Genomic DNA, 13,758 nt, shown 5'->3' on the forward strand with positions numbered 1-13,758 from the left:
AGGAGCAGCATGGATACAGACAAAATAATACAAGACTTGAACCGTAGATTTGCTGCACCTCTCCCGGAGTTTTATCAGCGTCGTATCATCTTCTGGTACGATGAAGATAAGGAATTTGAAGATAAGCTGGACGAAGTGGTTTTGGAAAATGCAAAGGTGATTGTTCTGATTGGAAATAATGCGTTTTCTGTAAAAAAACACTTTTCAGTAGATGATTTGACCACAAATTATCTGGTTTACAGTCCGTGTGTCTATAACCGCCCGGATGATAACTGGCTTCTGGATGTGGAGCTTTACAGTGAGGAGTTCCGGGCAGACCTGATTTCCATCTGGATGGATGAGATGGGGCTTGCATCGAATCCGGCCATGCGGAAGCAGGTCAAGAATTACCGTGCTTATTTCAATGCGAAAGACCGTCGTTTGAAAGTCAGCACACAGAATAAAGTTCCGGAACACCGGCACAGTTACACATGGCTGTCATGGCGGCAATCTGTGGCTTGAAAGACGCACAGTCAAATATGATTCTCCGCAGTGTGTTCCGTGCCGGATTGGATTTGCAGTGGACGAGTTTGATTTTTTTAGTTAATGCCGTAGCGATTTCCTAATTATGATTTTAAAGGGCTTCACAAAATTTATACGAAAATACTAGCACTCACCTATTGACAGTGCTAATAATGACTGCTATATTACTAATAGAACAATGAAACCATCAGTAAAGGAGGAGTTGCTATGAATATAAATAAATTTACACAAAAATCTATGCAGGCAGTACAGTCCTGTGAAAAATTAGCATATGATTATGGAAATCAGGAACTTGCCCAGGAGCATCTTTTGTATGCCCTTGTGACACAAGATGACAGCCTGATCTTAAAATTACTAGAAAAAATGAGCATCCAGGGAACGCTGTTTGTAAACCGCACAGAGGAGTTGCTGCGCAAACGTCCGAAAGTGCAGGGCGGGCAGGTATTTGTAGGACAGGAGTTAAATAATGTTCTGATCCATGCGGAGGATGAGGCAAAGCAGATGGGGGATGAATATGTCTCTGTGGAGCATTTGTTTTTGTCTCTTTTGAAATATGCCGGTAGGGAGGTAAAACCACTTTTCAGAGAATTTGGTATCAGCCGGGAAGGGTTTTTACAGGCATTGTCCACTGTACGAGGCAATCAGAAAGTGACAAGCGACAATCCGGAGGCGACCTATGATACACTGAATAAATACGGACAGGATTTAGTGGAAAGAGCACGGGAGCAGAAATTGGATCCGGTTATCGGACGAGACGAAGAGATACGTAATGTTGTCCGCATCTTATCCCGTAAGACGAAGAACAACCCGGTCTTGATAGGAGAACCCGGCGTAGGGAAAACGGCAGTAGTAGAAGGACTTGCGCAGAGGATCGTGAGCGGAGATGTGCCGGAGGGGTTAAAAGAAAAAACCATCTTTTCACTGGATATGGGCGCTTTGGTTGCCGGCGCAAAATATCGAGGAGAATTTGAAGAACGTTTAAAGGCAGTTCTGGAAGAAGTCAAGAATAGCGATGGGAAGATCATCCTGTTTATTGATGAACTGCATACGATCGTGGGCGCGGGGAAGACAGACGGCGCCATGGATGCAGGCAATATGTTAAAGCCAATGCTTGCAAGAGGAGAACTGCATTGTATCGGAGCGACAACCTTAGATGAATACCGGCAGTATATTGAGAAAGACGCGGCGTTGGAACGCCGGTTCCAACCTGTCATGGTGGAAGAACCGACAGTGGAGGACGCAATCTCTATTCTGCGGGGACTAAAGGAACGTTATGAAGTCTTTCATGGTGTGAAGATTACTGACAGTGCGCTTGTAGCAGCTGCGACTTTGTCCAATCGGTATATATCCGATCGTTTTCTTCCGGACAAAGCAATCGATCTGGTAGACGAGGCATGCGCTCTGATCAAGACAGAATTGGATTCCATGCCGACGGAATTAGATGAGCTCAGACGACGTGTCATGCAGCTGGAAATTGAAGAGGAAGCTTTGAAAAAAGAGGACGACCGTTTAAGCAGAGAACGGCTGGAGCATTTACAGGAAGAACTTTCCGAACTGAAAGAAGAATATGCAGGGAAGAAAGTACAGTGGGAAAATGAAAAAACGTCAGTAGAGCATGTGCAAAAGATCCGTGAGGAGATAGAGCAGGTAAACAAAGAAATTCAGAAAGCGCAGAGAGAATACGATCTGAATAAAGCGGCAGAATTACAGTACGGACGGCTTCCGCAGCTGCAAAAACAGCTGGAAGAGGAAGAAGAAAAGGTAAAGGCAAAGGATTTAAGTCTGGTACATGAAGCTGTCACAGAGGAAGAGATCGCCAGGATCATATCCAGATGGACGGGGATTCCAGTAGCAAAGTTAAATGAAAGCGAGCGGAATAAAACACTGCATCTGGCAGACGAACTGCATAAACGTGTGATCGGACAGGAGGAAGGTGTAGAACTTGTAACAGAAGCGATCATCCGTTCCAAAGCAGGAATCAAAGATCCTTCCAAGCCAATTGGTTCTTTCTTGTTCCTGGGTCCTACCGGAGTAGGAAAGACGGAACTTGCTAAGGCGCTTGCGGAAGATCTCTTTGATGACGAGAACAATATGGTACGTATAGACATGAGTGAATATATGGAAAAATATTCCGTGTCTCGTTTGATCGGAGCGCCTCCGGGATATGTCGGATATGATGAAGGCGGACAGCTTACAGAAGCTGTCAGAAGAAAGCCATATTCTGTCGTTTTGTTTGATGAGATCGAAAAGGCTCATCCGGATGTATTTAATGTACTGCTTCAAGTATTAGATGACGGGCGTATTACGGATTCACAGGGACGTACGGTAGATTTTAAAAATACGATCCTGATCATGACATCTAACATTGGAGCCGGATATCTTCTGGAAGGAATACGAGAGGATGGGACGATAGAGGAAAAAAGTCAGGAAATGGTCATGCAGGATCTAAGGGCACATTTCAGACCAGAGTTTTTAAACCGTTTGGATGAAATAATCATGTTTAAGCCATTGACGAAAACAAATATTCATGCGATTATTGATTTGTTAGTGGCAGACGTGAATAGGCGTCTGGAAGAAAAAGAACTGAAGATCGCCTTGACAGATGCGGCAAAGAATTTTGTCGTGGAAGGCGGATATGATCCGATGTATGGGGCGAGACCGCTTAAGAGATATCTGCAGAAAAATGTAGAGACATTGGCAGCGAGAATGATCCTTGCCGGAAATGTAGGTAGAGAAGATACTATCGTGATCGATGTTGCAGATGGTAAATTAGCGGCAAGTGTGAAAGGACAGGTCGTTTCATGAAACCTACCATCTTCCATATTGATGTCAACTCGGCTTATTTAAGCTGGACAGCAGTGGAACAACTGAAAAAAGGCGCAGAGCAGGACTTGCGTTTGATACCGGCTATCATCGGCGGCGACCAGAAGGCACGCCGGGGCGTGGTACTGGCAAAGTCGCTGCCTGCGAAAAGATATGGCATCCGCACAGGGGAACCTGTTGCGAATGCCTTTCGTAAGTGTCCGAATCTTGTCATGAAGCCGCCGGAGCATACTGTGTACAGAGAGAAAAGCAGGGAACTGATCGAGTATCTTCGGACATTTACGAAAGAAATCGAGCAGGTCAGCATAGACGAGTGTTATATGGATTTTACTTCTATCGCAAAATACTATCATTCTTCCGTGGACGCGGCTTTTGAGATAAAAAATGGGATCCGTGACAAGTTTGGATTTACTGTGAATATAGGAATCTCTGCCAACAAACTTTTGGCAAAAATGGCATCGGATTTTGAAAAGCCGGATAAAGTGCACACATTATTCCCAGAGGAAATCCCGGTGAAAATGTGGCCTCTGCCGATCGGGGATTTGTATATGGCAGGGCATTCCAGTGTGGAGACTTTAAAAAAACTGGAAATACAGACGATCGGGGATCTGGCACAGGCAGATGTACGCCTGATCACTGCGCATTTGAAAAGCCATGGGCGGATGCTCTGGGAGTTCGCAAACGGGATCGATCATTCCAAGGTGCAGGCGGAACAGACTGAGGCAAAGGGAATCGGGAACTCTACAACTCTGTCGACAGACGCAAGAACCTTTGAGGAAGTAAAAGAAGTGTTTAAAAGCCTGGCAGACAGTGTGGGAAGACGACTGAAAAAGGCAGGGCAGAAGGCGTACATGGTCAGCATGGAAATCAAATATTATAATTTTCAGACCATTTCTCACCAGATGCAGGTGGATAGACCCACAAATGAGCCGTCTGTCCTATACGAGACCGCTTGTCGTTTGTTTCAGGAGACATGGAACGGAGATCCTGTACGGCTCTTAGGAATCCGCACAGCAAAATTGGTAGACGAGACGGAACCAGAGCAGATCACCATCTTCGATATGGAGATTCCCAAGCCTTTAGATGAAAAACATAAGAAACTTAATGCGGCTGTGGAGGAATTAAACGCACGGTTTGGAAAAGGTGCTGTGATAAAAGGGACGTTTTTGAAAAAGAAAAATCAACAGAAAGAAGAAAAAAATGCAGGGAAAGCAAAGAATAAAGAAAAGGGATTATAATCTGGAAATAGTACGGATATTCTCATTTTTTTCCGTGATCGCGATTCATGTGACGAATTATTTCTGTCGCGCATATGATGAAATTTCAGCAGGAGAATATGGCTTTTCTCTGGCGCTTAATACAGTGGCACGAGTCAGTGTTCCGTGCTTTTTTATGATCACAGGAGCTCTTTTACTTGGAAGGGAAGAAACACTTGAAAAACATGTGAAGCGGCTTATGCGGTTTGTGATCGTGCTGGTGGTGTGGAGCATACTCTATTATATATGGAATACAGTTTACATGAAAACTCCGTATCGCCTGCGTGATATCCTGTATGTGCCTACAGAGCCGCATCTATGGTATTTATATGCAATGATACCGATCTATATGGTGCTGCCATTTCTCCAGATTATGTGCAGATTTATGGGAATGAAGCTGGAATATGCTTTTTTGGTTCTTATCAGTATAACGACGGTGTTCAACTATATTTCTTCTCTGCTCCATGAAGAAGCCTATTACGATCTGCCTTTGGTCGGAGATAAGGTGTATATGTTTTATGTTTTTATCGGATATTATATATACAGATATAGAAAACATATCCAGATCAGCCAGAAAGCGGCGTTGCTTCTGTTTGTGGGAAATATGGCAGCGGTATACGGAATCACCGTGTGGGTGACGGTAAATGCCGGAGAACACTATGAGCGGATCCTGGAATATGGATGTCCGTTTTTGGTAGCAGGATCTGCCGCATTTTTTCTCTGGATGATTCGCTTTCGAAGATGTCATTTTGAACCAGCAGAAAAGAGTAAGAAAAGGATAGAGAAGATCTGTTCCTGTTCTTTTGGCATCTATCTGGTGCATATTCTGTTTTTAGATACATATAAGAAATATATAGAACCCGCCGATCTTACAGCATGGGCAGCAGTCCCGCTTCTGATCTGTGGAATCGCGGCGGTCTCGTATGTCTGTATTTTTCTATTGCGAAAATGCGCATGGGGAAGAAAGATAACATAAAACTATACAAAAGGCTGCCGACAAAAGTATCCGAACTTTTGCGGCAGCCTTGCTTACGTATCTTTTAAGAGATGTCGTCAGAAGAGGATTTCTTGAGCACGTCGCCTTCCAAACGGTCTGTTACGCCCCAATTTGCTTTATCTACGCATTGATGGCAGAATTTAAAGGCTGCTGTGACACAGAGTATGACGATAAAGGAAGTGATGATTCCAATGACTATATACATACCCCGTACATTGCTGGTTCCTCCGCTTTCTACCTGAATAAAAGCAGCGGCGGTCATAATAACGCCGACGAGAATTTTGATCTTACGCGGCGGTTCATCATTGACAGAAGCATTGCGGATGGAAATAGTAGATACCGCGGAGGCCATGGGATCTGCCAATGTACAAAAAGAAAAACAAATCGTAACAAGAAAGATGAGAGTTATAATAGAGCCAAATGGCAGAGAGCCTATGATCTGGAAAATAGTAGTCTGCATTCCGAGTGTGTTTACAGCCTCCCATACATCAACGATTCCGTTAATCTGCAGAGAAATCGTCATGCCCCCGAAAATACCGATCCATATACAGCAGAATAAAGATGGAACCAGCACGTTGACGAGCACAAATTCACGTACGGTCCGTCCTTTTGCCATACGGCTCAGAAACATACCGATAAGAGTACCGAATACAAAGAACTGGCACCAGTATTGTAAGATCCAGTCGGCGGACCATGTATCAGAAGGAGCCATAGTATTCAAAATGGTTGTTTTTGAAGGCATATTATTCAATAAATCTCCAAAAGCTTCTGCTGTGATTTTTCCGATGAATTGTGTATCTCCGAAGATTAATACATAAACCATCAAAGCAATAAAAAGATAAATAGTAATGGAAGAAATTTTTTTCAAACCTGTGCCTAATCCGGAAACACAAGAGAGAATGAAGACAACCGCCATGATAACGGCGATGACTGCAAAAATAATTGCGGACTGGGGAATATGAAACGCTGCTTCTAATCCGGCCGCGATCTGTAAAAGTCCGACGCCCATGGAATTTGCCATGGCAAGACACATACAAAGAATAAGAATTCCATGTATAAGAGATTCAAGCCATGGAATCTTGCGTTTGAAAATGCCTTCTATCAATGAACCAAAAGAAAGTTTTTTCTTCAGGTTATATGTAACGACGGCAAATGCAACCGCAATAAGAGTATAAATGGCATATTGAACAAAAGACCAGCCCCACATTGCCTGTGAGACAGCAAAAATAGCTGCCGAACGTGAACCCGGCTCTACATTGGCGGCTACAGGCGGCTGCATGAAGTGGTAAATCGGTTCTCCCATACCCCAGAATAAAAGACCGGTTCCGATACCGCTGCATATAGTCATCGCGCACCAGTTAAAAGTTTTAAATTCAGGTTTTGCGTCTTTGCCTCCGATTCGTATATCGCCATATTTATAGATGACAAATACAAGAATTAAAATGAGGCAGAATAACGCCAAAAGATTGATATACCAGCCAAGATTGTCGGTAAGGCCTACAAACAGAGTGTCTAAAAAGGTCGCTAACTTGTCTTGCGAGAGAAATCCTACGATTAAAAAAATAGCAAGAATAATCATAGCCGGAACAAATGCGACCAAGTTCAATGAAGAACTGCTTTTTTGTTTTTTCATAATCTCCTCCTAAATGGTGATAACTATCGTTTCATTAACAGCCGGCTTATAGATACATGAATTTTATGAAAAAAATTTCATAATCATGTAAAGTATATTTTAAATATATAATTATAAAAATAAAATGTCAAGAAATTTTACAAAAATAGTTATCTGAATGTGGTTTTTCATATAAAATAAAAAACCACACTTATTTTAGTGCGGCTTGGTATAGTAATCGGTTTTATGTTTTCACAGAGAGGTATCTTCAGAATTGCCGGGGTTTCTTTTTACCCAATAACTTACGCAGGGAATATCCGCATGGTTGCTGAGACTGTGCATTTTTTTTGCTTCTACATAAAAAGCGTCTCCTTCGTGCAGAAGGTATTCTTCTTCCTCAAACAGAATGGTAAGTTCCCCTTCAAGCACAAGGCCCAGTTCTTCATAAGAATGTTTCCATGGACGAGCGTATTCGCATTTTGGCTCTAACGTAATCAGAATCCCCTCCATTTTATCGTCGCCGAAATTGATAGTTTCGTATTTAGCGGAATTATTGTGTTTCAGGATGATCTCGCGTTCATCCGCGCGGATGAGTCTGCCGTCGCCATCAGAGGTTTCCAGCAGCTTGATCAGGGATATATCCAGCGCTTCGCATATATGCCAAAGGCTGTCCAAAGTAGGGCTGCTGATATCTCTTTCCAGATTGCTTAAAAATCCGATGGACATGTTTGTTCTTTGTGCTACCTCAGATAAGGTAAGTCCTTTGCTTTTTCGAATATGGCGCAGGCGTGCGCCTACGTTATTTATCATTTTGTTTTCCTCCAATATAAATTTAATTTATTTTTTATTTTATAATAAAAACCAGAAAAATTCTACAAAAAAACATTTTTTTATAAATAGGGGTTGATTTTAATATTTCATAATTATATAATTATTTCAACAAATTTCATATAAATTAAAAAAACGGAGGTAGTAATTATGAAAAGGCAAAATCCCAGTATCTTCAATGACATTGTAGGACCTACTATGGTAGGACCTTCCAGTTCCCATACCTGCGGCCCCTCCCGTATCGGTTATCTCGCGCAGCAGCTTCTTCCGGGAAAATTAAAGAAAGCGACAATAGCTTTTGCAAAGGATGGCGCTTATACACAGATGTACAAAGGACAGCGTTCGGATATGGGGTACGTGAACGGACTCCTTGGCAGACGGCCGGAGGATCCGCGTCTGCGAAGAGCATTTAAAGAAGCAGAAGAAGCAGGGGTAGAGATACAGTTTGTGATTGAAGATTTTGCGCCTGTGGTCCCGAATATTTCTCATCTTACCTTAGAAAATACAGAGGGGAGAAAAGTCGTGGTATTTTCAGATTCTACAGGGGGCGGTACGGTAAAATTACTGGAAATAGACGGTTTTGAAGTGGCGATTGTAGGCGACTGCTATGAATTGATTATTCGTACAGACAGTGCGGAAAAGGAGAACGAGGAGATCAAAAACAAGGTTTGCGCTATGTTCCCTTCAAACGAAGGGGTTTCTGTTTCTACAGTCAATGGGCAAGGCATGATCAACATAAAGCAAAAATGTAAATATGAAGAGACGGTTCTTGAAACAATCCGTTCGATAGAGCATGTGACAGAAGTTATGGAAGTAGAGCCGGTATTGGTTGTACCCTCAAACCGCACGGCAGAACTGCCTTTTGTGAGCGCCGAGGAAATGCTGAAAGCGGCACAGACAGAAGGAAAAGAACTCTGGGAACTTGCGATCGATTACGAAATGTCGCGTGCCGGCTGGACATATGATCAGGTCTGGGAGTATATGGAATATGTGGTTGAGACAATGGAACACAGCTCCAAAGAAGCATTAAAAGGCGACATAGATATGGCAGGAATTATTGAACCTACATCTGGGAAAGTAGAGCAATATATCAAGACAGATCCAAAAGCGCTGGACATGGGAGTACTGAACACGGCTGTTCCATGGGGAACCGCGACGATGGAATACTCCAGCGCGATGGGAGTAGTTTTGTGCGCGCCTACGGGCGGTTCCGCCGGAGTATTCCCGGGGGCAATACTGGGAGTGGCAAATCATCTCGGATTGACAAAAGAAGAAAAGATTCGCGCTATGTTCGTAACCTCCATTATCGGAATCGTCATGAGCAAAGACTGCAACTATTCCGCGGAACTTTACGGATGCCAGGTTGAACCGGGGGCGGCTTCAGGGATGGCAGCAGGCGGGCTGGTATATCTTATGGGCGGTTCTGCGCTTCAGTCCTGTATGGCGGCATCCTGCGCGGTGCAGAATATTCTTGGGACAATTTGTGACCCGCTGGCAGGTCTGGTACAGGTGCCTTGTATTAATAGAAATGCGATCGCAATCGCAAATGCGGTTGTATCGGCAAATATGATCATGGGCGGATTTGATCCGCTGATTCCGCTTGATCAAACCGCGGAGACGTTGTTCCGGGTAGGGCGACAGCTTCCGAGCGAGCTCAGATGTACGTGTAATGGAGGTTTATGTACTACGCCGTGTGGACAGAAACTTGCCAGAGAGCAGGAAGAAAGAGATAACCGCAGATGATAGGGAGTTCTATATAAGCAAGTATGTTTTTCGAAAAGCGGACCTCCTGACATAAAATATAGATGAGATAAAGAATACATACAGAAATATCATAGAAAAAGCAGAACAGAGATTTTTCCAAAGGGCTGAGGATCGGCTTATAGTCTATACAGCGCGCAGGGGAATCTCTGTTTTTCATTTGTCATACTGTACTGGAAAAAGGAAAAGAAAGTTGTTATAATAAAGTACATTGAAGCAGGAGGAACGGATAATGAAAATAAATAAATTGTTAGAACGTTTAGAATATGAAGTTGTCAGGGGAAGCGACAAAACAGAGGTGACGACGCTTGCCAACGATTCGCGAAAAGTAGAGAAAGGGTCTGTGTTCGTCTGTATAAGCGGCGCTGTGTCCGATGGGCACGCTTATATAAAAGAAGTGGCAGAGAAAGGCGCTTCTGCCGTCATTATAGAGAAAGACGCAGAGACGCCGGAAGGACTGACAGTAATCCGTGTCAAGGATACACGGTATGCCCTTGCGCTTATGTCAGCCGCTTATTTTGGGTATCCGGCAGAAAAGCTGAAGATTATCGGTATTACAGGGACAAAAGGTAAAACAACGACGACCTACATGATCAAGTCTATTTTAGAAGGTGTGGGGCATAAGGTGGGTCTCATCGGAACGATCGAGGCAATCATCGGGGAAAAGCGGATACCTGCGGCAAATACGACGCCGGAATCGTATACCATTCAGCAGTATTTTGCCCAGATGGTCAAAGCAGGCTGCGACAGTGTCGTCATGGAAGTATCCTCTCAGGGACTGATGCTGCACAGAACGGCAGGCATCCCGTTTGAGATCGGGATTTTCACAAATTTGGGAAAGGACCATATCGGTCCTAATGAACACAAAGATTTTGCAGATTATAAAAGATGCAAAGGCTTATTGTTCCAACAGTGTAAAATTGGAATCGCCAATATAGACGATCCATATTTCAAGGATGTCTTCGCAAATGCTTCCTGCCAGATCGAGACTTTTGGTTTTGCCAAAGAAGCAGACCTGCGGGCGGAGGATGTACGTCTGCTGTCCAGTCCAGGATACTTGGGAGTAGAATATCATGTGACAGGACTGCTTGATATGGAGGTAGAGATTGATATCCCAGGAACATTCAGTGTATATAATTCCCTGACAGCGATCGCGGTGTGCCGTCATTTCGGCGTTTCGAAAGAGACGATACAAAAGGCGCTGAAAAAGGCGAAGGTAAAGGGGCGGATCGAGATGGTAAAAGTATCCGATGCGTTTACAATGATGATCGATTATGCTCATAATGCAATGAGCCTTAAAAGTCTTTTGGAGACACTTAAGGAATACCATCCTAAGCGTCTGGTATGCGTGTTTGGCTGCGGAGGAAATCGCTCAAAAGACCGCAGGTTTGAGATGGGGGAAGTATCTGGAAAACTCGCGGATCTGACTGTGATCACGTCGGATAATCCGCGGTTTGAGGAGCCGCAGGCGATCATAGACGATATCAAGACGGGCATTGGCAGGACAGATGGACAATATGTAGAAATCTGCGATCGGAAAGAAGCGATACGTTATGTCATCGAGCATGGACAGAAAGGGGATGTCATCGTCCTAGCAGGAAAAGGACACGAAGAGTATCAGGAGATCAAGGGCGTGAAATATCCCATGGATGAACGTGTCTTGATCCGGGAAGTGTTGGAAGAGTTAAAGGCAGAGAAAAAGTAGGTGAGGCAGATATATGTTCGCCAATATCATAGTAGATATTACGCATGAAAAACTAGATAAGATCTTTCAATATAAAGTCCCCTCCCAGATGGAAGGGGAACTTTCTATTGGTATGGAAGTGCTGGTTCCCTTTGGGAGGGGAAACAGAATGACAAAGGGATATGTGACGGGATTTTGTGAACACTGCGCATATGATCTGTCAAAGGTCAAAGAGATCGCGGAAATATCCAGAGAAGGTATTGTTATCGAGACCAAGTTGATCGCCCTTGCGGCGTGGATGAAAGAGCAGTACGGCGGCACGATGATCCAGGCATTGAAAACGGTGCTTCCTATCAAACAAAAGGAAAATGCAAGAGTAAAAAAGCATGTGCGTCTCCTTCTGGATGAAGAAACGGGAAAGAGACAGCTCGCTTTTTATCTGGACAAAAATCAGAAGGCGAGAGCGAGGCTTTTGGCCGCACTTCTGGATACCCCGGTTCTTGACTATGACCTGGTAAATAAAAAATTAAACATCACCTTGTCAGTCGTTCGCGCGTTGGAGGAACAGCAAGTGCTTGCCTTGGAGACAGAGCAGGTATACCGAAACCCTGTAAAGGGAAAACGCCGAGAGAAAAAAGAAATCCTCCTTACAGAGGAACAGAAGCATGCCATCACTCTTTTCAGGCAAGACTATGAAAAACAGGACCATAAAACCTATCTGCTGTACGGTGTGACAGGAAGCGGTAAGACAGAAGTATATATGGAAATGATACAGTCTGTGGTAGGGGCAGGCAGGCAGGCAATCGTGCTGATACCGGAGATCGCCTTGACATATCAGACAGTGATGCGTTTTTATGGACGGTTTGGAGAGCGGGTATCGATCATGCATTCTCGTCTGTCAGCGGGTGAGCGTTATGATCAGATGATGCGGGCAAAAGCAGGAGAGATCGATGTGATGATCGGGCCTCGCTCGGCGTTGTTTACGCCTTTGCCGGATCTGGGATTGATCGTCATTGATGAGGAGCATGAGACAAGCTATAAAAGTGAACAGGTGCCACGGTATCATGCCAGAGAAACAGCGATCAAAAGAGCAGAGATAGAAGGCGCCAGCGTCGTCTTAGGAAGTGCGACTCCTTCTATGGAAGCCATGTATCGTGCCAGGAAGGGGGCGTATACATTACTGCAGATGAAGAATAGAAGCAGGATGCAGAAGATGGCCGGCGTCACGGTGATAGATCTGCGGGAAGAATTAAAGAGTGGAAACCGCTCGATCTTAAGTCGGAAACTGAAAGAACGGATGAAAGAAAAGCTGGAGAGAAAGGAACAGATCATGCTGTTCTTAAATCGCAGAGGATATGCAGGTTTTCTTTCCTGTCGGGCGTGCGGTCATGTGATCAAGTGTCCTCACTGTGACGTATCCTTATCTCTGCATAGAAACGGCAGGCTTGTGTGCCATTACTGTGGGTATGAAGAGAAAAAGAAAAGTGCATGTCCTATCTGCGGTTCCCGTCATGTGGGAGAATTTAAGGCAGGTACACAGCAGATAGAAGAAGTCGTAAGACGGGAGTTTCCCACGGCGCGTATACTCAGGATGGATCTGGATACGACGAGAGGAAAAGATGGACATGAAAAGATCTTGTCTGCTTTTGCAGACAGAGAAGCAGATATTCTGATCGGGACACAGATGATCATAAAAGGACATGATTTTCCGGATGTGACATTGGTAGGGATCCTGGCGGCAGATATGTCTTTGTACGCAGATGATTACCGCGCCGGAGAACGAACTTTCCAGCTTCTGACGCAGGCAGCGGGCCGTGCCGGAAGGGGAGAACGGGAGGGAGAAGCAGTGATCCAGACGTACAGCCCCGGCCATTATGCGATCGAGACAGCTGCGGCGCAGGATTATGAAGCTTTCTATGAAGAAGAGATACGATACAGGGAAATGATGGGATACCCGCCGGCAGAAAATCTCCTTGCCGTACTGGTGAGCGGGAAGGAGGAAAACCTGTTGGAGACAGGATGTAGATATTTAAAAGAATATGCCGGGCGCTTTATCCATGAAGGAGACGTACAACTCATCGGACCTGCCAGTCCGGGGATTGGAAAGGTCAATGATATATATCGAAGAGTACTCTATATAAAAGCAGCGAGATATGATACACTGGTAGGGATAAAAAACAGATTGGAGCAATATATTGAAGTGAACCGAGGGTTCGATAAAATGCGGATCCAGTTCGATTTCAATCCGATGCATGTATTTTAAATAAAATGAGAA

The 13,758-nt window shown here is 44.3% G+C and carries 9 protein-coding genes; 7 read left to right on the forward strand and 2 right to left on the reverse strand.

Going from position 1 to position 13,758, the window contains the following annotated elements; genetic code table 11:
* The first annotated feature begins 9 nt into the window (after nucleotides 1-9).
* From BN3282_RS00490 to BN3282_RS00505, 4 genes are all read left to right on the forward strand, one after another.
* Nucleotides 10-501, forward strand: coding sequence for a hypothetical protein (locus BN3282_RS00490; protein ID WP_059066196.1), 492 nt, complete (start codon nucleotides 10-12; stop codon nucleotides 499-501).
* Nucleotides 502-729: 228 nt separating this feature from the next.
* Nucleotides 730-3,327 carry an ATP-dependent chaperone ClpB gene (clpB, locus tag BN3282_RS00495; RefSeq protein ID WP_059066197.1) on the forward strand — a complete coding sequence of 866 codons (2,598 nt, stop codon included), beginning with the start codon at nucleotides 730-732 and terminating at the stop codon, nucleotides 3,325-3,327.
* The gene (locus BN3282_RS00500) at nucleotides 3,324-4,583 is read left to right on the forward strand and encodes a Y-family DNA polymerase (RefSeq protein WP_059066198.1); all 1,260 of its coding nucleotides are present in this window, start codon (nucleotides 3,324-3,326) and stop codon (nucleotides 4,581-4,583) included. The genes clpB and BN3282_RS00500 overlap by 4 nt, the downstream gene beginning before the upstream one ends.
* Complete coding sequence (locus BN3282_RS00505; protein ID WP_082667409.1) at nucleotides 4,546-5,577, forward strand: acyltransferase; 1,032 nt, start codon at nucleotides 4,546-4,548, stop codon at nucleotides 5,575-5,577. Before BN3282_RS00500 ends, BN3282_RS00505 begins: the two co-directional genes overlap by 38 nt.
* A gap of 64 nt (nucleotides 5,578-5,641) precedes the next feature.
* Here the strand turns inward: BN3282_RS00505 and BN3282_RS00510 are convergent, their stop codons facing one another.
* Entirely contained in the window at nucleotides 5,642-7,231 is a 1,590-nt protein-coding gene (locus BN3282_RS00510; protein ID WP_082667410.1) for a BCCT family transporter, read from the reverse strand.
* Between the two features lie 231 nt (nucleotides 7,232-7,462).
* Nucleotides 7,463-8,020 (reverse strand): helix-turn-helix domain-containing protein, encoded by a 558-nt coding sequence (locus BN3282_RS00515; protein ID WP_059066199.1) that lies wholly within the window; start codon nucleotides 8,018-8,020, stop codon nucleotides 7,463-7,465.
* A gap of 168 nt (nucleotides 8,021-8,188) precedes the next feature.
* On the opposite strand from BN3282_RS00515, the gene BN3282_RS00520 reads away from it, so the two are divergent.
* The 3 genes from BN3282_RS00520 (at nucleotide 8,189) to priA (ending at nucleotide 13,746) form a co-directional block, all read left to right on the forward strand.
* A complete protein-coding gene (locus BN3282_RS00520) occupies nucleotides 8,189-9,781 on the forward strand; it encodes an L-serine ammonia-lyase, iron-sulfur-dependent, subunit alpha (protein ID WP_059066200.1) in 1,593 nt (530 codons plus the stop codon).
* 250 nt (nucleotides 9,782-10,031) lie between these two features.
* The gene (locus tag BN3282_RS00525; RefSeq protein ID WP_059066201.1) at nucleotides 10,032-11,504 is read left to right on the forward strand and encodes a UDP-N-acetylmuramoyl-L-alanyl-D-glutamate--2,6-diaminopimelate ligase; all 1,473 of its coding nucleotides are present in this window, start codon (nucleotides 10,032-10,034) and stop codon (nucleotides 11,502-11,504) included.
* A gap of 13 nt (nucleotides 11,505-11,517) precedes the next feature.
* Complete coding sequence (gene priA / locus BN3282_RS00530) at nucleotides 11,518-13,746, forward strand: replication restart helicase PriA (RefSeq protein WP_059066202.1); 2,229 nt, start codon at nucleotides 11,518-11,520, stop codon at nucleotides 13,744-13,746.
* The last annotated feature ends 12 nt before the right edge of the window (nucleotides 13,747-13,758 follow it).

This window comes from Mediterraneibacter massiliensis (assembly GCF_001487105.1).
Taxonomy (GTDB): domain Bacteria; phylum Bacillota; class Clostridia; order Lachnospirales; family Lachnospiraceae; genus Mediterraneibacter; species Mediterraneibacter massiliensis.

What these genes read in the sequence shown, in the direction of transcription:
- BN3282_RS00510 (WP_082667410.1), bottom strand. Translation starts at nt 7,231, where the DNA reads ATGAAAAAACAAAAAAGCAGTTCTTCATTGAACTTGGTCGCATTTGTT.
- BN3282_RS00520 (WP_059066200.1), top strand. Translation starts at nt 8,189, where the DNA reads ATGAAAAGGCAAAATCCCAGTATCTTCAATGACATTGTAGGACCTACT.
- BN3282_RS00515 (WP_059066199.1), bottom strand. Translation starts at nt 8,020, where the DNA reads ATGATAAATAACGTAGGCGCACGCCTGCGCCATATTCGAAAAAGCAAA.
- priA (WP_059066202.1), top strand. Translation starts at nt 11,518, where the DNA reads ATGTTCGCCAATATCATAGTAGATATTACGCATGAAAAACTAGATAAG.
- clpB (WP_059066197.1), top strand. Translation starts at nt 730, where the DNA reads ATGAATATAAATAAATTTACACAAAAATCTATGCAGGCAGTACAGTCC.
- BN3282_RS00490 (WP_059066196.1), top strand. Translation starts at nt 10, where the DNA reads ATGGATACAGACAAAATAATACAAGACTTGAACCGTAGATTTGCTGCA.
- BN3282_RS00525 (WP_059066201.1), top strand. Translation starts at nt 10,032, where the DNA reads ATGAAAATAAATAAATTGTTAGAACGTTTAGAATATGAAGTTGTCAGG.
- BN3282_RS00500 (WP_059066198.1), top strand. Translation starts at nt 3,324, where the DNA reads ATGAAACCTACCATCTTCCATATTGATGTCAACTCGGCTTATTTAAGC.
- BN3282_RS00505 (WP_082667409.1), top strand. Translation starts at nt 4,546, where the DNA reads ATGCAGGGAAAGCAAAGAATAAAGAAAAGGGATTATAATCTGGAAATA.